We start from the raw sequence: 22,641 nt of genomic DNA on the forward strand, positions 1-22,641 counted from the left end.
GCTCATGCCGCCCTGCTTCCACGTCCGGTGGCCGCGGCCATCACCGACTCCTCGGTGGCCTCGGCGCGGGGATCTCGGCGACCAGCCGGCCCTCGTGCATCACCAGCACCCGGTCGGCCATGCCCAGCACCTCCGGGAGGTCGGAGGAGATCATCAGCACCGCCACGCCGTCCGCGGCCAACTGGGACAGCAGCCGGTGCACCTCGGCCTTGGTGCCGACGTCGATGCCGCGGGTCGGCTCGTCCACGATCAGCACCCGGGGCCCGGTGGCCAGCCACTTGGCCAGCACGACCTTCTGCTGGTTGCCGCCGGACAGCGTGCCGACCACGTCGGCCAGCCGCGCGTACTTCACCTGGAGGCGCACCGCCCAGTCGACCGCGCGGCTGCGCTCGGCGCCGCGGCGCATCAGCCCGGCGGTGCTGGTGGCCGCGAAGCCGGTCAGGTTGATGTTGCGCTCGATGGACATGTCCATCACCAGGCCCTGGGCCCTGCGGTCCTCGGGGACCAGCGCGAGTCCCGCGGCCATCGCCAGGCTCGGCGCGCCCGGCTTGAGCGGCCGGCCCTCGACCTCGACCTCGCCGCCGTCCCACCGGTCCACCCCGAAGACCGCGCGCGCCACCTCGGACCGCCCGGCGCCGACCAGTCCGGCCAGGCCCACGATCTCGCCGTGCCTGACCTCGAAGGAGACGTCGGTGAAGATGCCTTCCCGGGTCAGCCGGCGCACGCTGAGCGCGACCTCGCCGACGGTGGCGTCCTGCTTGGGGTAGAGCTCGTCCAGGTCGCGGCCGACCATCCGGCGCACCAGGTCGTCCTCGGTGAGGCCGTCGACCGGCTCGCCGGCGACCAGCGCGCCGTCCCGCAGCGTCGTGACGTACTGGCAGAGCGCGAAGATCTCCTCCAGGCGGTGCGAGATGAACAGCACCGCGGCGCCGCCCTCGCGCAGCGCGCGCACCACGCCGAACAGCCGGGCCACCTCGCTGCCGGTGAGGGCGGCGGTGGGCTCGTCCATGATCAGCACCCGGGCGTCGAGCGAGAGCGCCTTGGCGATCTCCACCAGCTGCTGGTCGGCGATGGACAGGCCGCGGGCCGGCTGCTCGGGGTCGAGGTCGACGCCGAGCCGGCGGAAGAGGTCGGCGGCGCCGTCGCGCACCGCCTTGTGGTCCACCCGGCCGAAGGACCGGTGCGGCTGGCGGCCGACGAAGATGTTCTCGGCCACCGACAGGTCGGGGAAGAGGGTCGGCTCCTGGTAGATGACGGCGACGCCCGCGTCCCGGGCGTCGGCGGGTCCGTGGAAGACCACGGGGGCGCCGTCAAGCAGCACGGTCCCGGTGTCCGGCCGGTGGACGCCGGCGAGCGTCTTGATCAACGTCGACTTGCCGGCGCCGTTCTCGCCCGCGAGGGCGTGCGCCTCCCCCGCGTGCAGCGCGAGGGACACGTCGCGCAGCGCGCTCACCGCCCCGAAGGACTTGCTCACCCCCTCCAGCGCGAGGACCGGAGTGCGTTCCGGTGCTGGGTCGGTCATGGTGTCTCCTGGGTCTCCCGAACGTCGACACGGGTGAAATGTTTCAATGGAGTTGCCGGGACGTTAGCCCCGCCCGGAAGGGCCGTCAAGGGTGCTCGGCGCGATTGCCTGGCGAGCCGCCGATGAAAGCCATGATCAGCGGGCCCTCCTCGCACCACCGAGCAGCACACTCGACCGTATGACACGATTCAATAATGCCCCTTGGCACAGCGGGCCGTACGGGTCCCGCGCACCCCGCGCGACGCGCCGCGCCCCGGCCGTCACCCCGCTCCCGCGGCGGACCTCCGTCCGGCCGCCACCCTGTCCGGCCTTTTCACCGGCCCGCACGTCATTGACATAACCCGGTCCCGCCACTACGGTGAACGCCAAATGAAACGATTCACAGGGGTTGCCATGACTGATCTGTCGGCCGTGAAGGCGGCGCTGAAGTCCCAGCGGATCGAGACGCCGTCGTGGGCGTACGGCAACTCCGGGACGCGCTTCAAGGTGTTCACGCAGGCCGGCGTCCCCCGGGACCCGTACGAGAAGCTCGACGACGCCGCGCAGGTGCAGGCGGCCACCGGGGTCGCCCCGATCGTCTCCCTGCACATCCCGTGGGACCGCACCGACGACTACGCGGCGCTGGCCGCCCACGCCGCCGGGCAGGGCCTGACCATCGGCGCGATCAACACCAACGTCTTCCAGGACGACGACTACATGCTCGGCTCGGTCACCAACCCGGACCCGGCGGTGCGCCGCAAGGCCCTCGGGCACCTGCTGGACTGCGTCGACATCATGGACGCCACCGGCTCGCGCGACCTCAAGCTCTGGTTCGCCGACGGCACCAACTACCCCGGCCAGGACGACATATCCGCCCGCCAGGACCGCCTGGCCGAGGCGCTGGCCGCGGTCTACGAGCGGCTCGGCGACGACCAGCGCATGCTGCTGGAGTACAAGCTCTTCGAGCCCGCCTTCTACACCACCGACGTCCCGGACTGGGGCACCGCGTACGCGCACTGCCTCAAGCTCGGCCCCAAGGCCCAGGTGGTCGTCGACACCGGCCACCACGCGCCGGGCGTGAACATCGAGTTCATCGTCGCGATCCTGCTGCGCGAGGCCAAGCTCGGCGGCTTCGACTTCAACTCCCGCTTCTACGCCGACGACGACCTCATGGTCGGCGCGGCCGACCCCTTCCAGCTGTTCCGGATCATGCACGAGGTCGCCAAGAACGGCGGCCTCGAACCGGCCACCGGCGTGGCGTTCATGCTCGACCAGTGCCACAACATCGAGCCGAAGATCCCGGCGATCATCCGCTCGGTGATGAACGTCCAGGAGGCCACGGCCAAGGCGCTCCTGGTCGACCTCGACGCGCTCCGCTCGGCGCAGGCCGCGGGCGACGTGCTCGGGGCGAACGCGGTGCTCATGGACGCGTTCAACTCCGACGTGCGGCCGCTGCTCGCGGAGGTCCGCGAGGAGATGGGGCTCGACGCCGATCCCGTGGCGTCCTACCGTGCGACGGGCTACGCGGAGAAGATCGTCGCCACCCGCGTCGGCGGGACGCAGGCGGGCTGGGGAGCGTAACGATGGCTCTGCGCCTCCCGCTCGGTGTCCGAGGCTGCCGCGTACCCGCCGCACCCGGCTCCCCCGCCGCCGTGGCTTGTCGCGCAGTTCCCCGCGCCCCTGAAAAGCTGGCAACCCGTCTGCCCCGAACAGGCCGTACCCGGCCGCGGGTCCGCTGTGGCTGGTCGCGCAGTTCCCCGCGCCCCTGAGAAGCCGGCAACCCGTCTGCCCCGAACGGGCCGTACCCGGCCGCGGGTCCGCCGTGGCTGGTCGCGCAGTTCCCCGCGCCCCTGATCGCGCAACGCCCAGCGCACCGCACCGCACCGCACACCGTAAGCGAACGCCTCACGTCGACGAAGGACACGTACATGCCCCCGCACTCCGCCGTCGCCGCGCTGCTCGCGCGGTCGAACCGCCTCGGCGCCGACCCCCGCAACACGAACTACGCCGGCGGCAACACCTCCGCGAAGGCCACCGCCCCCGACCCCGCCGGCGCCGAACCGGGCGCCGAGGTCGAGCTGCTGTGGGTGAAGGGCTCCGGCGGCGACCTCGGCACCCTCACCGAGCCCGGCCTCGCCGTCCTCCGCCTGGACCGCCTGCGCGCCCTCGCCCGCAGCTACCCCGGCGTGGACCGCGAGGACGAGATGGTCGCCGCGTTCGACTACTGCCTGCACGGCCGCGGCGGCGCCGCCCCGTCCATCGACACGGCGATGCACGGCCTGGTCGACGCCGCGCACGTCGACCACCTGCACCCCGACTCCGGGATCGCGCTGGCCTGCGCCGCGGACGGCGAGAAGCTGACCGCGGAGTGCTTCGGCGACACCGTCGTCTGGGTGCCCTGGCGCCGCCCGGGCTTCCAGCTCGGCCTGGACATCGCCGCGATCAAGGAGGCCAACCCGCAGGCGATCGGCTGCGTGCTGGGCGGCCACGGAATCACCGCGTGGGGCGACACCAGCGAGGAGTGCGAGGCGAACTCGCTGCACATCATCCGCGCCGCGGAGGCGTTCCTCGCGGAGAAGGGGAAGGCCGAGCCGTTCGGCCCGCTGCTCGCGGGGTACGGCCCGCTGCCGCGGGAGGAGCGGCGGGCGCGGGCCGCGGCGCTCGCTCCGCTGCTGCGGGGGCTCGCGTCGACCGACCGCCCGCAGGTCGGGCACTTCACCGACGACGAGGACGTGCTGGACTTCCTGGCCAGGACCGAGCACCCGCGGCTGGCCGCGCTGGGCACCTCCTGCCCGGACCACTTCCTGCGGACCAAGGTGCGCCCGCTGGTGCTGGACCTGCCGCCGACCGCGCCGCTGGAGGAGGTCACCGCGCGGCTGCGGGAGCTGCACGCGGCGTACCGCGAGGAGTACGCGGCGTACTACGACCGGCACGCCGAGCCTCACTCGCCGGCGATGCGCGGCGCGGACCCGGCGATCGTGCTGGTGCCGGGCGTCGGGATGTTCTCGTACGGCAAGGACAAGCAGACCGCGCGGGTCGCCGGGGAGTTCTACGTCAACGCGATCCATGTGATGCACGGCGCCGAGGCGGTGTCGTCGTACCGGCCGATCGAGGAGTCGGAGAAGTTCCGGATCGAGTACTGGGAGCTGGAGGAGGCCAAGCTGCGGCGGATGCCGCGGCCGAAGCCGCTGGCGACCCGGATCGCGCTGGTGACCGGCGCGGGCTCGGGCATCGGGCGGGCGATCGCGCACCGGCTGGCCGCGGAGGGCGCGTGCGTGGTGGTCGCGGACCTCGACGGCGAGGCGGCGTCGCGGGTGGCGCGGGAGCTGGGCGGGGCGGACACGGCGGTCGCGGTGACCGCGGACGTCACGTCCGAGGAGGCGATCCACGCGGCGTTCGAGCAGGCGCTGCTCGCGTTCGGCGGGGTGGACCTGGTGGTGAACAACGCCGGGATCTCGATCTCCAAGCCGCTGTTGGAGACCACCGCGCGCGACTGGGACCTGCAGCACGCGATCATGGCGCGCGGCTCGTTCCTGGTGGCGCGGGAGGCCGCGGCGGTGATGGCCGAGCAGGGCATGGGCGGCGACATCGTCTACATCGCGTCGAAGAACGCGGTGTTCGCGGGGCCGAACAACATCGCGTACTCCGCGACGAAGGCCGACCAGGCGCACCAGGTCCGGCTGCTGGCCGCGGAGTTGGGCGAGCACGGCATCCGGGTCAACGGGGTCAGCCCGGACGGGGTGGTCCGCGGGTCCGGCATCTTCGCCGGCGGCTGGGGCGCGCAGCGGGCCGCGGTGTACGGGGTGCCGGAGTCGGAGTTGGGCGCGTTCTACGCACAGCGCACCCTGCTGAAGCGGGAGGTTCTGCCGGAACACGTGGCCAACGCGGTGTTCGTCCTCACCGCGGGGGAGCTGTCGCACACCACGGGCCTGCACATCCCGGTGGACGCGGGCGTCGCCGCGGCCTTCCTGCGGTGAACGTGCGCAGCGCGCCCCGGGGCGCGGCCCCGCACCGTCGAGGAGGGACATGACCGGCACGACGCACCCCGCGGGCCCGGCGGCCGGCGTGTTCGCCGGGGTGGATCTCGGCGCGACCAGCGGCCGGGTGGTGGTCGGCCGGGTGGGCGCGGGAGAGCTGCGGCTGGAGGAGGTGGGGCGGTTCGCGAACACGCCCGTGCGGCTGCCCAGCGGACTGCACTGGAACGTGGCCGGCCTGTACCAGGGCGTCCTGGACGGCCTGCGCGCGGCGGGCCTGGCGGCCGGCGCGGCGGGCCTGGCCTCCGTCGGGATCGACACCTGGGCCGTGGACTACGGGCTGCTGGACGCCGACGGGGTGCTGCTCGGGCTGCCGTTCCACTACCGGGACGCGCGGACCGCGCGGGTCGCGGAGCGGGTGCGGGACGAGGCGGGAGCGCGGGCGCTGTACCGGGCGAACGGGCTGCAGCACCTGCCGTTCAACACCGTCTTCCAGCTCGCCGCCGCGGCCGGTTCGGCGCAACTGGCGGCGGCGCGGACGCTGTTGCTGATCCCGGACCTGCTGACGTACTGGCTCACCGGGCAGGTCGGCGCCGAGGTCACCAACGCCTCGACGACCGGGCTGCTGGACGCCGCTACGGGCGCCTGGTCGCGGCGGATCGCGGAACTCGTCGGCCTGGACCCGGCGTTGCTGCCCGCGCTGCGCGAACCGGGCACGCGCGTGGGAACGTTGCGGCCCGAGGTGGCGGCGGCGACCGGGCTCGACGCGGCGACGCCGGTCACCGCGGTCGCCTCGCACGACACCGCGTCCGCGGTGGTCGCGGTGCCCGCCACCGAGCCGGGCGCGGCGTACATCTCGTGCGGGACGTGGTCGCTGGCCGGCCTCGAACTGGACGCGCCGGTGCTCACCGAGGAGTCCCGCGCGGCCAACTTCACCAACGAGCGCGGCATCGACGGCACGGTGCGCTACCTGCGCAACATCATGGGCATGTGGCCGCTGGAGGAGTGCCGGCGGGTGTGGGCGGCGCGCGGGCTCCCCGCGGAGCTGCCCGGCCTGCTCGCGCAGGCGGCCCGCGCCGAGCCGTTCGCCGCGCTGATCGACCCGGACGCGCCGGACTTCCTGGCGCCCGACGACATGCCCGCGGCGATCGCCGCGCACTGCGTGCGCACCGGGCAGCCGCCGCCGCGGGGGCAGGCGGCGACCGTGCGGTGCGTGCTGGAGAGCCTGGCGCTGGCGCACCGCCGGGTGCTGCGCCAGGCCGCCGCGCTCGCCGGCCGCGAGATCACCCGCGTGCACCTGGTCGGCGGCGGCAGCCGCAACGAGCTGCTGTGCCAACTGACCGCCGACGCCACCGGGCTGCCGGTGGTCGCGGGCCCCACCGAGGCCACCGCGCTGGGCAACGTGCTGGTCCAGGCGCGCGCCCACGGCCTGGTCGGCGACCTGGCCGACATGCGCCGGCTGGTCGCCGCGACGCAGCCGCTGCGCACGTACCGCCCCTGCGGCGACCCGCGTGCCTGGGACGCCGCGGCGGCCCGCACCGCCGCATACTGACCCGGTACGCCCCCCGCCCGCAGCCCACCCGCCCCCCGACCCCGCCGACCGACCACCCGAGGGAGCCGCGCATGCGCGTCGCACTGTTCCTCACCTGTGTCAACGACATGCTGTATCCGGAGACCGGCAAGGCGGTGGTCCGGCTGCTCGAACGGCTGGGCGTGGACGTGGACTTCCCCGTAGCGCAGACGTGCTGCGGGCAGCCGCAGTTCAACACCGGCTACCGGCGGCTGGCGCGGCCGCTGGCCCGCCGGCACACCGCGGTCTTCGCCGGCTACGACGCGGTGGTCACGCCGTCCGGGTCGTGCGCGGCGATGGTGCGCGAGAACCACCCGCAGTTGGTGGGGGCCGCCGCGCAGGCCGGGCCGCGGACGTACGAGCTGACCGAGTTCCTGGTGGACGTGCTGGGAGTCACCGACGTGGACGCGTACTTCCCGCACACGGTGACCTACCACCCGACCTGCCACGGGCTGCGGATGCTGGGCCTGGGCGACCGGCCGCGGCGGCTGCTGGCGGCGGTGCGCGGACTGGAGCTGCGGGAGCTGCCGGGCGCGGAGGAGTGCTGCGGCTTCGGCGGGACGTTCGCGGTGAAGAACCCGGACGTGTCGGCCGCGATGGGCGCGGACAAGGTCCGCAACGCCGAGTCGACCGGCGCCGAGGTGCTGTGCGCGGCCGACAACTCCTGCCTGATGCACATCGGCGGGACGATGAGCCGACTGCACACGGCGGTGCGCCCGGTGCACATCGCCGAGATCCTGGCGAGCACGGAAGAGGAGCCGCTGTCGTGAGCGGGACGTATCTGGGGATGCCGCCGTTCCCCGAGGCCGCGCGGGCCGCGACCCGCGACACCCGGCTGCGGGCGAACCTGCGGCACGCCACGCACACCATCCGCGACAAACGCGCCCGCGCGGTCGCGGAGTTGGCGGACTGGCAGGAGCTGCGCGCGGCCGGCGCCGCGATCAAGGACCACACGCTGCGCCATCTCGACCGCTATCTGGTCCAGTTGGAGGAGAAGGTCACCGCGGCGGGCGGCACCGTGCACTGGGCGCGCGACGCCGCGGAGGCCAACCGCGTCGTCACCGGGCTGGTCCTGGCCACCGGCGAGCGCGAGGTGGTCAAGGTCAAGTCGATGGCCACGCAGGAGATCGGGCTCAACGAGGCGCTCGCGGCGGCCGGCATCACCGCGTACGAGACGGACCTCGCCGAACTCATCGTGCAGCTCGGCGAGGACCGGCCGTCGCACATCCTGGTGCCGGCCATCCACAAGAACCGCAGCGAGATCCGCGACATCTTCCGCCGGGAGATGGCCGGTTGGCGGCCTGGCGCCGGAGGGGCTCAGCGACGCGCCCGCCGAGCTGGCCGAGGCCGCCCGGCTGCACCTGCGGGAGAAATTCCTGCGCGCCCGGACCGCGATCTCCGGCGCCAACTTCATGGTCGCCGAGACCGGCACGCTGGTGGTGCTGGAGTCCGAGGGCAACGGGCGGATGTGCCTGACCCTGCCCGAGACGCTGATCTCGGTGGTGGGCATCGAGAAGATCGTGCCCACCTGGCGGGACCTGGAGGTGTTCCTGCAGACGCTGCCGCGCTCGTCGACCGCCGAGCGGATGAACCCGTACACCACCACCTGGACCGGCGTCGGCGACGGCGACGGGCCGAGCGCCTTCCACCTGGTGCTGCTCGACAACGGCCGCACCGACACGCTCGCCGACGAGGTCGGCCGCCAGGCGCTGCGCTGCATCCGCTGCTCGGCCTGCCTGAACGTGTGCCCGGTCTACGAGCGGGCCGGCGGCCACGCCTACGGCTCCGCCTACCCGGGCCCGATCGGCGCCATCCTCGCGCCCCAACTCGGCGGCGTGCAGGGGGAGCTGGAGGCGTCGCTGCCGTTCGCGTCGTCGTTGTGCGGGGCCTGCTACGAGGTCTGCCCGGTCGCCATCGACATCCCCCGGGTGCTGGTGCACCTGCGCGAACGCGTCGTGGAGGGCGGCCCGGTGACCATCCGCGGCGCCCGCGCGGTGGTCAGGCCGGCCAAGGGCCACGCCGCCGAGCGCGCGGCGATGCGCGCCGCGACCTGGACGCTGGCCCGTCCGGGCGCGCTCGGCGCGGCCCGCCGCGCCGCCGCCGCGACCCGCCGGCTGCACCCGCGCCGGCTGCCCGGTCCCGGCGCGGCGTGGAGCGCGACCCGCGACCTGCCGGCGGTGCCCGCGCACTCCTTCCGGGAGTGGTGGCGGCAGCGGGAGACCCGGGGGGACCGGCCGCGCCGGGGGGACGCGGAGCAGAACACCACGCCGCAGGAGGGCAGCACGCCATGACCACCGCCCGCGAGGAGATCCTCCGCCGCGTCCGCACCGCCCTCGCCGGCGCTCCGGCCGCCGACCGGCCCCAGGCCCCCGCCGCGCCCGGCTCCCCCGGCGCGGGCGCGGGCACGAGCGCCGGCACGAACGCCCGCACGAACGCCGCCGCAGGTCCCGCCGCACGTCCCGCCGCAGGTCCGGCCGCGAACCCCGCGCCCGATGCCCCCGCGATCCCCCGCGACTACCTGGACGCGCACGGCGACCTCACCCCGCGGCAGCTCACCGACCTGCTCGCGGAGAACCTCGCCGACTACCGCGCCCGCGTCCACCGCGCGGACGACGCGCACCTGCCCGCGCTGGTCGCCCGGCTGCTGACCGAGCACGGCAGCTCCACCGTGCTGACGCCCGACGGCCTGCCCGCGGCCTGGACGTCCGCCCTGGACGGGTCCGGTGTGCGCGCCGTCGCCCCCGAGGCCGGGCAGACCGCCGCCGACCTGGACGCCGTGGACAGTGTGCTCACCACCTGCACGCTGGCCGTCGCGGAGACCGGCAGCATCGTGCTCAACGCCGGGCCGGGGCAGGGGCAGCGCCGCCACACGCTGATCCCCGACCACCACGTCTGCGTGATCCGCACCCCGGACCAGGTCGTCGCCTCGGTGCCGCGGGCGCTGCCGCTGCTGGACCCGGCCCGCCCCACCACGTGGATCTCCGGGCCCTCGGCCACCAGCGACATCGAACTCGACCGTGTGGAGGGCGTGCACGGCCCCCGCACCCTCGACGTCGTCCTGCTCCACGAGCCGGAGGACGCGTCCGAGGCCGCGGGGGCGGCATAGCGGCGCGACCGCCGCGGTCACGGCACGCCGGCGCCGCGGGGTCCGGCCGGCGCACACCGCGCCGGCCGGACCCCTTATCTCACGGCGCGAGTTCCGCGATCCGCGAGAAGGAGTTCTGCGCCCCGGTCACCACCACCCTCACCCGCGTGGTGGTCACCGGCCGGTCGAAGGCGATCCGCCGGAAGACCGCGGTGCTCCCGCTCACCGTCGCCCGGGTGGTCCACTGCGAGCCGTCCCAGGTCTGCACGGTGTAGTCGGTGACCACGCCGTCGGGGAAGGACACCAGGCCCACCCCGTCGAGGGTGACCGGCGCCGGGCCGGTCACGGTGAAGCTGTCGGGGTACGCGCTGTCGGTGTCGTCGTTCCAGAAGGTGGCGGTGTTCCCGTCGATCGCGTTGCCGGGTCCGTAGGTACGGGTCGCGCCGTCGACGACGTTCGGCGCGTGCGAGGACGAGGCGGTCGCGGCGGTGCCGGACGGCCACGCGCCGAGCACCAGCACCCGTACGCTCGCCGAGGCCGTCGTGCCGTCCGGCGCGCGCAGCGTCACCGGCACGGTGTACAGGCCGCCCGGGGCGCCCCGCGGCACCGCGAGCCGCACGGTGGCCAGGGTCGCGGTCGGCGCGGGGGTGAGCGGCACGCTCGCCGGGCCGGCCGTCGCGGTCCAGCCCTGCGGCGCCCGCGCGCCCAGCACCGCCGCGCCGGCCGGGCCCGCGCCCGTCGCGGACGCCTCGACCAGCACCCGGACGTCGGTGGCCGCGCCGGCCTCGACCGGCTGCGGGTCGGCGGCCGTCACCGCCAGGTGGGCGGACGGGGTCGCGGGCGCGGTGACGGTGAAGGTGTAGTCGCCGGAGCCCGCGGTCAGCGTCAGCGCGGTGGCGTCGAGACGGCCGGCGGACAGCCCGGGGTCGGACTGGACGGCGCGCCCGCCGGCGTACAGGGTGCGGCCGTTCTCCCGCACGGTGGACGACCTCCCGCCCAGCAGCGGCACCTCGACCGTCGCGGTGGCGCCGACCGGCACGACCGCGTGGTACGTCAGGGTGCTGCCGTCGCGCCGCCAGGAGCTCTCGACCGTGCCGCGGACGGTCTGTTGGGTCGCGGTGACGTGGGTCAGGTCGCCGACCACGTGCGGCGCGAGGGTCAGGCCGCGGTAGCCGGGGCCGTCCTCGGCGGTGCGGATGCCGGCCAGCTGTTCGTAGAACCACTGGCCGATGGAGCCGCCGAGGCCGATGTGGTCCTTGGACGAGGTGCCGTCGCCCGCCGAGGAGTTGGACCACTTCTCCCAGATGGTGCCCGGACCCTGGGTGACCATGAAGCCGAAGCTGGGCCCGTCGGTGCGCTCGGCGATCGCCAGCGCGACGTCGTCGCGGCCGTAGGCGCCGAGCGCCTGGTAGACGAAGGTGGTGCCGACGAAGCCGGTGGTGACGTGGTCGTCGTGGGCCACGACGTCGGCCACCAGCCGCTCCAGCGCGCTCTGTTCGGCGCCCGCCGGGACCAGTCCGAGGACCAGCGGCATCGCGTAGGACAGCTGCGAGCCGTTGCCGAAGACGCCGGTGCCGGCGTCGTAGAACCGCTTGAGGAAGCCGGCCTTGACCTGCTCGGCGACCCGCGCGTAGTGCGCGGCGTCGGCCGGCTTGCCGAGCACGCCCGCCATCTTGGCCAGCAGCGTGGCGTCGAGGTAGGAGAACGCGGTCTGGAAGTAGGTGTGCGGGGTGCTCACCGTGGACAGCCAGTCGTCGCCCCACGAGGTGGGCGAGCGCACCACGACGTGGTCGGCGTCGCTGATCGTGCCGAGGTAGTCCACCCACGCCTTGACGTGCGCGTAGTTGGCGGTGAGGGGCGCGGTGCTGCCGTAGCGGACGTAGGAGTCCCAGACGATCTGCGGGTAGGCGGTGCCCCAGGCGGGGTCGGTGGCCCAGCCGTCGCTGCCGTTGGCCGGCGCGACCGACGGCAGGCTGCCGTCGGCGTGGGCGCTGGTGGCCACGTCGCCGAGCCACTTGTCGTAGAAGGACTGCATGTCGAAGTTGCTCATCGCCTCCAGGTCGCTGTCGCCCGCGTCGCCGAGCCAGCCGTGGCGTTCGCGGGTGGGGCAGTCGACCGGGATGCTCTGCAGGGCGTTGAGCTGGGTCTGCGCGACGCCGGCCTGGATGGTGTTCAGCAGCGCGTCGGAGGTGCTGAACTCCCCGGTGACCGGCACGTCGGTGTGCGCCTCCTGCGCGACGACCGTCGCCGCGGCGTCGTCCGGCAGGCCGGTGACCTCGGCGTAGCGGAAGCCGGCGTAGCCGAAGTGCGGGGCGTACGTCTCGCCGCCGGCGCGGCCGGCGAAGGTGTAGTGCTCGGTCTGCCGGGGCGCGTCGGCGTCGGAAAAGCTGATGTTGGACGTGGTGACCCGGCCGTCCTTGTCGAGGATTTCGCCCTGTTCGACGGTCACGTGGGCGCCCGCGGGCTGGGTGGCGGTGAGCACCGCCCAGCCGGTGCGGTTCTGCCCGAAGTCGTAGACCCGCACGCCGGGCGCCGGGCGCGTGGTCCTCACCGGGGCGATGGTCGCGGTGATCCGGGTGGGCGGGCTGACGTCCGGCTGGAGGCTCGTCATGGCGTCCTGTACGACCGCCGGCCGCGCGCCGTACGCGCCGAGTTCGGCGAGCCGGAAGGTGCAGCTGGAGCCGATGCAGCGCAGCCGGGTCGCGGTGACCCGCAGATAGCGGCCGGTGACGTCGGTGGCGATGTCGACCGGGGTGGCGCCGGGGTCGGGCTGGTCCGCGCCGGTGCGGTCGGCGACCGTGGTGGCCTGCGCGAACGTCGGGTCGTCGCTGACCTGCACGGTGTAGCGGACCGGGAAGCCGGCGCCGGGGAAGTCGCCGCCGGTGTCGTTGGTGGGCCGGGCCGGGAACAGCCGGACGGTGCGCAGGTGCTGGTCGGAACCGAGGTCTGTCTGCACCCACTTGACGGTGTCCGGGTCGGACTCGATGCCGGAGTGGTAGCCCTCGGAGGCGTCCACCGAGCCGTCGATGCCGTCGGTGAGCGCGGCGGGCGACCAGCCGGCGGTGGTCGTGGTGTCCAGCGCGGTCACCGGCCGGCCCTGCGCGAGGCTCTTGTCGTGCGCGACCGGGAACAGCGCCTTCACCGGCGCCCAGTGGGAGGCGTCGAAGCCGGGGGTGTCCCAGCCGGCCGCCTCCTTGCGGGCGTCGTACGTCTCGCCGAACCAGAAGTCGTCACCGGTGACCGGGCCGGGCGCGGTCCGCCACGCCGGCGAGGTGCCGAACGCGGCGGTGCTGCCGTCGGTGTAGGTGACGTCGAGCTGTGCGGCGACCACCGGCGAGCCGCTGAACTGGCCCTTGCCGGCGAGGAATCCGAGGGTGTTCCGACCGGTGCGGAGCATCGCGGTGACGTCCAGGGCGCGGTAGAGGACGCGGCTGCCGTAGTCGGTGACGGAGGAGTCCAGGACCTCCTTCGGCGCCACCCGGGCGCCGTTCAGGTGCGGTTCGACGATGCCCTGCGCGCCGAAGTACAGCCGGGCGCGGGCGACCGGCCGGGCCACGTCGACGTCGCCGCGGACGTAGGAGCCGTCGTCGACCCGCAGCCAGGAGGCCGCCGACCAGTCGGCGGCGGCGAGCAGCCCGGTGTCGAAGGTCGCGGGCGCCGACCAGGGCGACGCCCGGCCCTCGCGGTTCCACGTCCGCACCGACCAGGTGTAGGTGTGGTCGGCGAGCAGCGCGGGCCCGGTGTACGGCGCCTGCGTGGAGTCGGCCGACCTGATCCTGCCGGAGTTCCAGCCGCCGCCCACGCGGTCCTTCGGGCCGCTCTTCACCGGCGCGACCCGCAGCTGGTACGCGGTCTGCGCCTCGGCGCGGCCGGTGTCGCGCACCGTCCAGGCGAACGACGGGCCGGCGCCGCCGCCGACCAGCGCAGCGCCGCTCTGCCCGTCCGCGCGCAGCCCGGTGGGGGAGAGCGGCCCGGGGTGCGCGCCGCCGTGCGGGCCGCCGTGCTCGGTCCCGCCGGGCGCGGCGGAAGCGGCGGCGGGGGCGGCGGACGCGGCGGCGGACGCGGCGGACGCGGCGCCGGGCGCAGCCAGGGCGGCTCCGGTGAGCGCGGCCAGGGCGGTCAGCGCCGCCAGGGTTCTGCTCCGCACCGCCGTCACCTCCCCGCCGGGCGGACGGTGACGGTGTGGGCGCCCGCGCCGAGGCCGGCCAGCGTGATCCGGCCGTCGGCGGCGGTCACGCCCCCGGCCGCGGCCCGGCCCCTGGTCCACACGCGGCGGCCGTCCAGCGCGACGTCCACGCCGCGGCCGTCGGTGGGCACCGCGACCGTGCCCCGGGTGCCGCGCGGCGCGCGCACCTCCAGCGTGAACACGCCGGCCGCCGGGTGCTGCCAGTCGGCGGTCAACGGGCCGTGCGGCGTGGGCACCTGGCCGCGTGCCCAGGCGACGGAGCCGGGCGTGGGACGCACCGACCAGGTGGCGAAGCCGGGCGCGGTCGGCAGCACGCCGAGCAGTTCGTTGGTCAGCGCGGGCAGCACCCCGGTGGACCAGCCGTGCGCCATGCTCGTGTACGCGCCCTCGTACAGCGAGCCGTCCGGGCCGATGCCCTCCCAGTGGGTGGTGCCGGGGTCGTTGCGGTCCATCCAGCCGTACATGCGGCGGATCTGGTCCAGCGCGGAGTCGGCGCGCCCGGTGCGGAAGCGCGCGAGCAGCTCGGGGTAGGAGGTGAAGGCGTAGACGCGCTGCGAGGCGCCGCCGAAGATCGTGTCGTTGTCCATGAAGGCGTTGCCGTAGGGCCGCACGGTCGTCGCGTCCAGGTGGGCGAGCGCGGAGGCGGCCCGCGCGGCGTCGGCGACGCCGGCCACCACCGCGATGGCGTTGCCGTCCTGCGCGTGCCGCACCTCGCCGGTCGCGGAGTCCAGGTAGGCGCCCGCGGCGTCGTCCCACAAGTGCTCGTTGACCGCGGCGGCGACCTGCCGGGCCCGCCCGCTCCACCGCGCGGCGTCGTCGGCGTGGCCGAGCCAGCCGGCCAGCGCCGCGGCGTCGTCGAGCGCCTGCACGTACAGCACGTTGTAGTAGGTGACGCGCCCGGTGCGGCCGAGGAAGGCGTAGTCGCCGTAGCCGCCGGTGCCGTTCAGGCCCTTGCTGAGCAGTCCGTCGGCGTCGGTGACCGAGGGGTACCAGGTGTCGAGGACCTTGGTCAGCTGCGGGTAGTAGCGGGCGGCGTAGCCGCGGTCGCCGGTGTAGAGGACGTAGTCCCAGCTGCACGTCACCCACCACAGCGGGTAGTCGAACAGCGGGAGGGTGTAGCCGTTGATCGACGCCGGCGGTATCCAGCCGTCCGCGCGCTGGTGGTCGGCGAGGTCGGCGAGCACGTTGCGGGCCGCGGCGGCGGCGTCGTCGTGCGTCAGGTACAGGGTGCGCGCGGAGACCGCGAGGTCGCCGACGTACGGGTCGCGGTCGCGCTTGGCGCCGTCGTGCAGCACCAGCTTGCCGTCCAGGGACGGGGAGTCGGCGCCGCGCGGGTCGATGTCCTCGGGCCGGAAGGTGTCGGTGACCAGTTCGTTGGTGTAAGCGGCGCCGTACCAGTAGCGGTTGAGGTCGTCGTCGGAGCTGAGGAACCAGCCGCGGTAGGTGCCGGGCGTGCCGACGTAGCCGGTGAAGTCCAGCCAGACCGAGTCGATCGCGACCTCGCCGTAGGGCAGCGCCGCGGGCGCGTCGGCGGGCAGCGCGTCCAGGCTGATCTGCAGATAGCGGAAGCCGTGCAGGCCGTCGGCGTAGACCTTGTTCCCGCCGTTCCCGCCCGTCTGGTAGCCGCGGGTGTCGGTCCACTTCAGGCCGCCGGCGGGCACGGCGATCTGGTCGGTGCCCTGCGCGGGCACGCCGGACTGGTCGGAGCGGGTGAAGTCGCTGCGGTCGGTGAGGAATTGGAGCGTCTCGGAGAACGCCAGCCGGATCCCCGGACTGCCCGCGGACGCGGAGGCGAAGGTGATGTGCGGGTAGCCCACCACGACCTTGCCGAAGTCCACGACCACCCGCGGGACGTCGTCGTCGGCGAGCACGTCCGGGTAGACCTCGTTGACCCGGGTGAAGTCGCCCTTGGAGGTGTCCTGGTCGGCGGTCACGGTGATCCGCACCTGCGTGGTGCTCACCGGCGCGGCGAACGGCACGGCGCGCCGCACCCGCGTGTTGCCCGCGACGGTGGCGGCGGTCGTCCAGGCCGAGCCGTCCCAGGTCTCCACGGTGAAGTCGGTGGGGAACCCGTCGGGGTTGGACAGCAGGGTGATGCCGGGCAGCGTGAGCGGCGCGGGCGTGGTGATGGTCAGGACGTCCGGATAGGCGGCGATCGTGTCGTCGTTCCAGAACGTGTCGGTGTCGCCGTCGACGGCGTTGCTCGCGTCGTAGGTGCGCGGGCGGCCGTCGTTGCCGTTGTTCGGCGCGTGCGAGGAGGACGCGGCGGCGGTGGTGCCGTCCGGCCAGCGCGGCGGCGCGACGGGCTGCGGCCGCCTGAGCACGGTGGTCCGGCCGCCGGGCTTCAGCAGCGCATCGGCGCGGGTGACGTCGCCGCTGCTGTGCTGGACGCGGACCGGCCGCACGGTGCGTCCGGACGGGCCCCGCACGTAGGACTGCCAGGAGGGGGCGCCGTGCGAGGCGCCGGGGCCGTGCGCGGGAACGGCGGCGGCGTCGGCTCCGCCGCCGGGGCGGGCGGCGGCGGGCCCGGCCGCGGCGACCGTCAGGCCGGCGGCGACGGCGGCGCCGCCGAGACCGGCCTTGAGCACGGTGCGGCGCTGCGGGACGGAGGCGGGAGGGTGCGCGGACATGTGCGGCTCCTGACCGGTCAGGTGAGGCTACGTCGGACCATCGTTTGAACGATTCAATACACGCAACGGGCAGCAGGCTACAAGCACCTGCCGGTGGCGTACAGGGGTCGCGCAGGAATCAGATCGGGAGGTGAATCGTTCAAAGGTCGCTCAGGCGGGGGCGCGTGGCCGGGCGGGCGCGGCCGGGCGCGGGCGGCGGTGGCGTACGGTGGCGGACGTCACTGCCGCGGCGGGAATGGCCGGCTCCGCCGGTCCGCTGATCGAGGTGCGAGGGCCCCGCATCCGTGAGCCCCCGCCGAGAACCCCTGCGGACAAGGAAGTTGCCACCATGTACAAGAGCATCCTGGCTGCCGTCGACGGCTCGTCCCACGGCACGGCCGTACTGGAGGCGACCGCCTCGCTCGCCAAGCTGACCGGCGCGACCGCGTACATCATCCACATCCGGCCGTCGCAGGTGATCTCGGGCGGGTTCACCAGCGCCGTCGTCCCCACCGAGGAGAACGACGAGAGCCGCCGGGTGGTCGAGGAGGCGGTGGCGCGGCTGCGCGCCGAGGGCGTCACCGCGGACGGCGAGGTGGATGAGGGCCTGCGCGAGGACCTGGCCGGGATCCTGGTCGAGCGCGCCGAGGAGATCGGCGCCGACCTGATAGCGGTCGGCCCCGGCCACTACAGCGGCATCGCGGCGCTGCTGCACCCGAGCGTCAGCCGCGGGGTCGCGAAGCAGTCGCGGGTGTCGGTGCTGCTGGTGCACAGCGGGGCCGAGGAGGGCTGAGCGCGCCGCCGTTTTCGCCGCCGTTCCCAGGATTTCCCCGGGGACGGCGGCGAGTGTGTTAGCGTGGACCACGTTGCAGTTTTGGTACCCATGGTTTCTGTGTGCGCCTGACGGGATGTGACCCCTCGGGCGCATTTTTTGTTCACGGCCTCCGAACGGGGTCAATTCAGCGACTCCGAGGCCGCGCGGTGCGGCCCCGGATTGTGCCCCTCATTCAGGAGATCGATATGGCAACCGGCACCGTGAAGTGGTTCAACGCGGAAAAGGGCTTCGGCTTCATCGAGCAGGACGGCGGCGGCGCGGACGTCTTCGCCCACTACTCGAACATCGCCGCCCAGGGCTTCCGTGAGCTGCACGAGGGCCAGAAGGTCAGCTTCGACGTCACGCAGGGCCAGAAGGGCCCGCAGGCGGAGAACATCGTCCCGGCCTGACCCCGGAACCCGGTCCCGGCGGGCGCGACGCGCCCGCGGTGGACCCCCGGCCGGGTCCCGAGCCCCTCTTCCGTACGGGCACGGGACCCGGCCGCCCGCTTTCTCCCGGCCGCCGCGCCGCGTCGTCCCGCAGCGTCCCCCAGCTTCCGCCCTCCGCGTGAGCGACCCCGGTTTCACCCGTTCGGCTCGTTCTGCGGATCTCCGCCCGCTCTCGCATGTCCGCGGGTCTTCTCCGGCACGTGCCGCCGCAAGGAAGAAGACCTCCGCATGGAACAGCACCGGGAGCGCCTCCCGGCGCCGGCCGGATCAGCGCCTGCCCCATCAGCGCCGGCCCGATCGACGCCTGCCCCGTCAGCGCCCGCCCGATCAGCGCCGGCCCGATCGACGCCTGCCGTCGCCGCAACCGCCGCCGCGCCGGAACCCCCCGCGACGCCCGCCCTCGACGGCGCCGGCCTCGCCGGACCCGCAGACCCCGCCGCGCTCGCCCGTGAGGGAGCCGGCCTCGCCACGCTCGCCCCCGAGAGCAGCCTCACCCCCCAGAGCAGCCTCGCCCGCGAGGGCAGCGACTTCGCCGTGCTGACCCGCGCGATAGCCGCCGCGGGTCTGCTGGCGCGGCGCCCCGGCTACTACGCGGCGCGCATCGGCGGCGTCGCCGTGCTCTACGCCGCCGCCTGGACGGTGTTCGCGCTGCTGGGCCACTCCTGGTGGCAACTGCTCGTGGCCGGCGTGCTCGGTGTGCTGTTCGCGCAGGTGGCGCTGGTGGCCCACGACATCGCGCACCGGCAGGTCTTCCGGCTGCGCGGGCCGAGCGAGGCGGCCGGCCGGATCGCCGGCAACCTGTGCGTCGGCATGAGCTACGGCTGGTGGCAGGACAAGCACACCCGCCACCACGCCAACCCCAATCACGAGGACCTCGACCCGGACGTGTCCCCCGACGTCCTCGTCTGGTCGCGGCGACAGGCCGTGGACGCCCGCGGCGCGGCCCGCTGGATCGGCGGACGGCAGGCGTACTGGTTCTTCCCGCTGCTGACCCTGGAGGGCATGAACCTCCACGTCGCGGGCGTGCGCGCGTTGTTCCGCCCGGTCTACCGGCGACGCGGCCTGGAGGCGGTCCTGCTCGGCCTGCACATCGCCGGGTACGCGGCCGCGCTGCTGCTGGTGCTCAACCCGCTCCAGGCGCTGGCCTTCCTGGCCGTGCACCAGGCGGTGTTCGGCGTCTACCTGGGCTGCACCTTCGCGCCCAACCACAAGGGCATGCCGACGCTGACCGGCGACGAGCGCCCGGACTTCCTGCGCCGCCAGGTGCTGACCTCGCGCAACGTCCGCGGCGGCCCGCTGGTCGACGTCGTCCTCGGCGGGCTCAACTACCAGGTCGAGCACCACCTGTTCCCGAGCATGCCCACCCCCCACCTGCGCCGCGCCCAGCCGATCGTCAAGGCGCACTGCGCGCGGCTGGGCATCGCGTACACCGAGTCCGGCCTGCTCGCCTCCTACGCCGAGGCACTGCGCCATCTGCACCGGGTCGGGGCTCCGCTGCGCGTGCCCCGGGCCGCGCCGACCCTGTCGTGATCCTCCGCCGGCCGCGGGCGGGTACGCGTACCCGCCCGCGGCACATCACGACGAAGCCCGCTGTCGCCCGCGCCGGAACCGTGAGACCGTGGCTGTCCGGCTCCCCTCTCTCCCCTTGTCGAGGCCTGATGCGCGTCACCATCGCCCGCCGCCACTTCTACTTCCACCCGTCCGAAGTGGAGCAGGCGATGAACGGGGTGGCTCCCGAGCCCGTCGTCGCCGGCGCGTCCGTCGACATCGGCGGGGTCCGCTACCCCGTGATGCAGGTCGGCTCGGTGATCACCCGCCAGGACCGGCGCGACTTCAGCGCCGGCGAGGTGCACCGCGCGATGAAGGCGCTGGGCTTCACCTGTCACGTCACCTCCGGCTGATCCCGGCGCGCGGGGGGCGTACGCGCGTCACAGGCGCGGGCGCAGCAGCGTCGAGGGCTGCGGCAGCCGGGGCGGCGGGCGCAGCGTCGGCGTGCCCGGCGGCGGCGCGGCGCCGGCCAGCAGGAAGGACCAGTCCGCGGGCGCGGTGCACACCCGGCCCGGCGGGCGGTACGCGGCCGCGCGCACCCCGGCCGCGCGCAGCGTCGCAGCGACCGTCCACCGCCCCGCGTCGTCGCTGTGGACGGCGATCCGGCCGCCGGGGGCCAGCGCCCGGGCGGCCAGCCCGTAGAACTCCTGCGAGTACAGCTTCGCGGAGTCCGAGCCGTCCGGCTCCGGCAGGTCCGCCAGGACCACGTCGTAGCCGCCGGCCGCGGCGGACGCGCTGCGGTCGCGGGCCCGGCCGCGCAGCCAGTCGAACGGGTCCGCGGCCACCGCGCGCACCCGCGGGTCGGCGAACGCGTGGCCGTTCAGCCCGGTCAGCCCGGGGTCGGTGCGGCCCAGCCGCAACAGCGCGGCGTCCGGCTCGACGACGGTCACCGCGCGCACCCCGGGGTGCCGGAGCACCGCGCCGAGGGCCACGCCGTCGCCGCCGCCGAGCACCAGGACGCGGCGGGCCGCCCCGGTCTCCAGCGCCGGATCGGCCAGGCCCCTGCCGTACGCCTCGGCGTCCGCGCCGCACAGCCGCAGCCGGCGGTCGGCGTAGAGCCGTAACGCGATCGATCCCGAGCACAGCGCGGGGCAGGACCCGGTGAGCACCAGCTCCCGGCCGCCGCTCTGCTCGGCGACGCGCACCTCGCCGCCGTAGACCGCGCGGCGCGCCGCCCGTTCGTACGGCCCGGCGGCGGCGGCCGCGCAGGCGAGGACGGCGAGCACCGCGACGTTCCCGGTCAGCAGCCAGGCGCGGGCGCGGCGCGGCACGTCGGCGCGGAACAGCCAGAGCACCACCGCGCCGCCGGCCACCGCGTTGACCACGCCGGTGGCGAGCGCGCCGGTGAGCTGCCCGAACCGCGGCAGCAGCAGGAACGGGAAGGCCAGGCCGCCGACCAGCGCCCCCACGTAGTCCGCGGCGAACAGGTCGGCGACCGCGCCGCCCGCGTCCTGCCGTCTGATCCGCTGCACCAGCGTCATGAGCAGCGGCACCTCCGCGCCGATCAGCACGCCGATGGCGAAGGCGCACACCACGACGGCGGCGCGGGCCTGCCCGAACCACGCGAAGAAGCCGTAGAGCGCCATCACCGACAGGCCGCCGACCAGCGCGAGCACCGACTCAACGGCGGCGAAGGCCGCCGCGGCGCGCAGCCGCAGCCGCTTGGCGAGCAGCGAGCCGCAGCCCATCGCGAAGACCATCACCGACAGCACGACGGACGCCTGCGTGACCGAGTCGCCGATCAGGTAGGAGGCGAGCGCCACCAGCTCCAGTTCGTAGACCAGGCCGCAGGCCGCGCAGACGAACACGGCGGCCAGCACCAGCGCGCGGGCCGGGCCCGGGGGCAGCGGCAGGCGCGCCCCGAGGGGCGGCGGCGGTGCGGCCCTGGTACGGCCGTGCTGGTCGATCATGCTGTGCACGCTATGTCAGGGGTTCGGCGCGGAAGGTCACTCACGCGGGTGGGATCGGCGGACGGGGGTTGACGCGGGCGGTGAGCGCGCCGGTGGGACGCGGGCGCGCCGGTGCGGCGCGGGGCGCCTCGGCGGGACGCGTGGCGGTGGCTCAGCGGATGCCGCTGACCCGGGTCCTGGTCGCGACCAGCCGTCCCTCCTGCGGGTAGGCGTGCCAGGTCCACCACTGCACGCCGCCCTGCGCGCAGCGCACGAGCAGCGCGGTGAAGGCGTTCTCGTCGCCGGGGAAGGTGCCGGCGAGGCCGTGCGGATGGTCGGCGACCAGCGCGAGCAACTCCTGCGCCCGGCCGGCGAACCGGCCCTGTGAAAGCTTCTCGATGCGGGCCGCGAACTCGTAGTCCCACGGCCCGATCCGCTTGGACACCCCGAAGGGCAGCGGCGCCTGGCTGCCGGGCAGGCAGGCCACGGTCTCCGAGCAGGACCCGGAGTCCGCGCCGACCAGCACCTGGTGGGACGCGCCGAGCAGCCTTAACTCGACCTCGGCGCGCAGTCCTTGGGCGTCGTCGACCGCGACGCCGAGCACGGCGAGCGCGGGCAGCGGCTCTTTGCCGAGGGCCCATGCGAGGTCTCCCGCACGGGTGTCGGTGTAGGTGGTCTGAAGGGTGGTGAGCATGGGTCGGCTCCGCAGGCGCACAGGAGATCAGGCATGCGGTGGGCCGCGCGACGCTCACACGATCGCGTCGCGCCGGCCGCGCGCATGCGGTGGATCTGGCACGGTGGAGGTGCGGGTCGGTTTCCGGCCAGGACGGCGCGGCGGCCCGCACCCACGTGAGTCCGCGGACCCCAGGGGCATGTCGGCGTGTCCACGGGTGTCCGATGCCTACGCAACCACGAAACCGGCTGCTGTCTCAGCCTTTTTACTGTTCTGTGCGAACTTTCCATCCTTGGGAGCGCTTGTGGGCTCAGGTGTTCACAGCCGTACGCCTCCGGTGCGC

Annotated in this window: 13 protein-coding genes and 2 pseudogenes; 10 read left to right on the plus strand and 5 right to left on the minus strand. The window is 74.6% G+C overall.

Going from position 1 to position 22,641, the window contains the following annotated elements:
* Nucleotides 1–2: 2 nt before the first annotated feature.
* Nucleotides 3–1,522 (minus strand): annotated as a pseudogene (locus VSR01_RS18555) (sugar ABC transporter ATP-binding protein).
* A 393-nt stretch (nt 1,523–1,915) separates the two neighbouring features.
* Here VSR01_RS18555 and rhaI point away from each other — a divergent pair.
* The 6 genes and pseudogenes from rhaI (at nt 1,916) to VSR01_RS18585 (ending at nt 10,151) form a co-directional block, all read left to right on the plus strand.
* Nucleotides 1,916–3,082, plus strand: a complete 1,167-nt coding sequence (gene rhaI, locus VSR01_RS18560; RefSeq protein ID WP_326450326.1) for an L-rhamnose isomerase — start codon at nt 1,916–1,918, stop codon at nt 3,080–3,082.
* A gap of 347 nt (nt 3,083–3,429) precedes the next feature.
* Nucleotides 3,430–5,478 (plus strand): bifunctional aldolase/short-chain dehydrogenase, encoded by a 2,049-nt coding sequence (locus tag VSR01_RS18565; RefSeq protein WP_326450327.1) that lies wholly within the window; start codon nt 3,430–3,432, stop codon nt 5,476–5,478.
* A gap of 49 nt (nt 5,479–5,527) precedes the next feature.
* Nucleotides 5,528–7,027: a rhamnulokinase gene (locus VSR01_RS18570; RefSeq protein ID WP_326450328.1), complete on the plus strand. Its 1,500-nt coding sequence runs from the start codon at nt 5,528–5,530 to the stop codon at nt 7,025–7,027.
* A gap of 71 nt (nt 7,028–7,098) precedes the next feature.
* A complete protein-coding gene (locus tag VSR01_RS18575) occupies nt 7,099–7,815 on the plus strand; it encodes a (Fe-S)-binding protein (RefSeq protein ID WP_326450329.1) in 717 nt (238 codons plus the stop codon).
* Nucleotides 7,812–9,336 (plus strand): annotated as a pseudogene (locus tag VSR01_RS18580) (lactate utilization protein B). The gene VSR01_RS18575 and the pseudogene VSR01_RS18580 overlap by 4 nt, the downstream one beginning before the upstream one ends.
* Nucleotides 9,333–10,151 carry a LutC/YkgG family protein gene (locus VSR01_RS18585; RefSeq protein WP_326450330.1) on the plus strand — a complete coding sequence of 273 codons (819 nt, stop codon included), beginning with the start codon at nt 9,333–9,335 and terminating at the stop codon, nt 10,149–10,151. Before VSR01_RS18580 ends, VSR01_RS18585 begins: the two are co-directional and overlap by 4 nt.
* Before the next feature lie 79 nt (nt 10,152–10,230).
* Here the strand turns inward: VSR01_RS18585 and VSR01_RS18590 are convergent, their stop codons facing one another.
* Together VSR01_RS18590 and VSR01_RS18595 are read right to left on the minus strand one after the other, a co-directional pair.
* Nucleotides 10,231–14,277 carry a family 78 glycoside hydrolase catalytic domain gene (locus VSR01_RS18590; protein WP_326450331.1) on the minus strand — a complete coding sequence of 1,349 codons (4,047 nt, stop codon included), beginning with the start codon at nt 14,275–14,277 and terminating at the stop codon, nt 10,231–10,233.
* A 5-nt stretch (nt 14,278–14,282) separates the two neighbouring features.
* Nucleotides 14,283–16,946, minus strand: a complete 2,664-nt coding sequence (locus VSR01_RS18595) for a family 78 glycoside hydrolase catalytic domain (RefSeq protein WP_326450332.1) — start codon at nt 16,944–16,946, stop codon at nt 14,283–14,285.
* A 328-nt stretch (nt 16,947–17,274) separates the two neighbouring features.
* Between VSR01_RS18595 and VSR01_RS18600 the strand changes: the two genes are divergently transcribed.
* From VSR01_RS18600 to VSR01_RS18615, 4 genes are all read left to right on the plus strand, one after another.
* Nucleotides 17,275–17,718 (plus strand): universal stress protein, encoded by a 444-nt coding sequence (locus tag VSR01_RS18600; RefSeq protein ID WP_326450333.1) that lies wholly within the window; start codon nt 17,275–17,277, stop codon nt 17,716–17,718.
* A gap of 227 nt (nt 17,719–17,945) precedes the next feature.
* Nucleotides 17,946–18,149 (plus strand): cold-shock protein, encoded by a 204-nt coding sequence (locus tag VSR01_RS18605; protein WP_014179498.1) that lies wholly within the window; start codon nt 17,946–17,948, stop codon nt 18,147–18,149.
* 267 nt (nt 18,150–18,416) lie between these two features.
* Nucleotides 18,417–19,718 carry a fatty acid desaturase family protein gene (locus tag VSR01_RS18610; protein WP_326450334.1) on the plus strand — a complete coding sequence of 434 codons (1,302 nt, stop codon included), beginning with the start codon at nt 18,417–18,419 and terminating at the stop codon, nt 19,716–19,718.
* Between the two features lie 128 nt (nt 19,719–19,846).
* On the plus strand, nt 19,847–20,089 hold the full coding sequence (locus tag VSR01_RS18615; protein WP_326450335.1) for an SCO5918 family protein: 243 nt from the start codon (nt 19,847–19,849) through the stop codon (nt 20,087–20,089).
* 27 nt (nt 20,090–20,116) lie between these two features.
* Here VSR01_RS18615 and VSR01_RS18620 read toward each other — a convergent pair whose 3' ends face one another.
* Together VSR01_RS18620 and VSR01_RS18625 are read right to left on the minus strand one after the other, a co-directional pair.
* The gene (locus VSR01_RS18620) at nt 20,117–21,646 is read right to left on the minus strand and encodes a polyamine aminopropyltransferase (RefSeq protein ID WP_326450336.1); all 1,530 of its coding nucleotides are present in this window, start codon (nt 21,644–21,646) and stop codon (nt 20,117–20,119) included.
* A gap of 151 nt (nt 21,647–21,797) precedes the next feature.
* Nucleotides 21,798–22,319, minus strand: a complete 522-nt coding sequence (locus VSR01_RS18625) for a DUF2617 family protein (protein ID WP_326450337.1) — start codon at nt 22,317–22,319, stop codon at nt 21,798–21,800.
* Between the last annotated feature and the right edge of the window lie 322 nt (nt 22,320–22,641).

The sequence above is a fragment of the Actinacidiphila sp. DG2A-62 genome, from assembly GCF_035825295.1.
GTDB lineage: Bacteria > Actinomycetota > Actinomycetes > Streptomycetales > Streptomycetaceae > Actinacidiphila.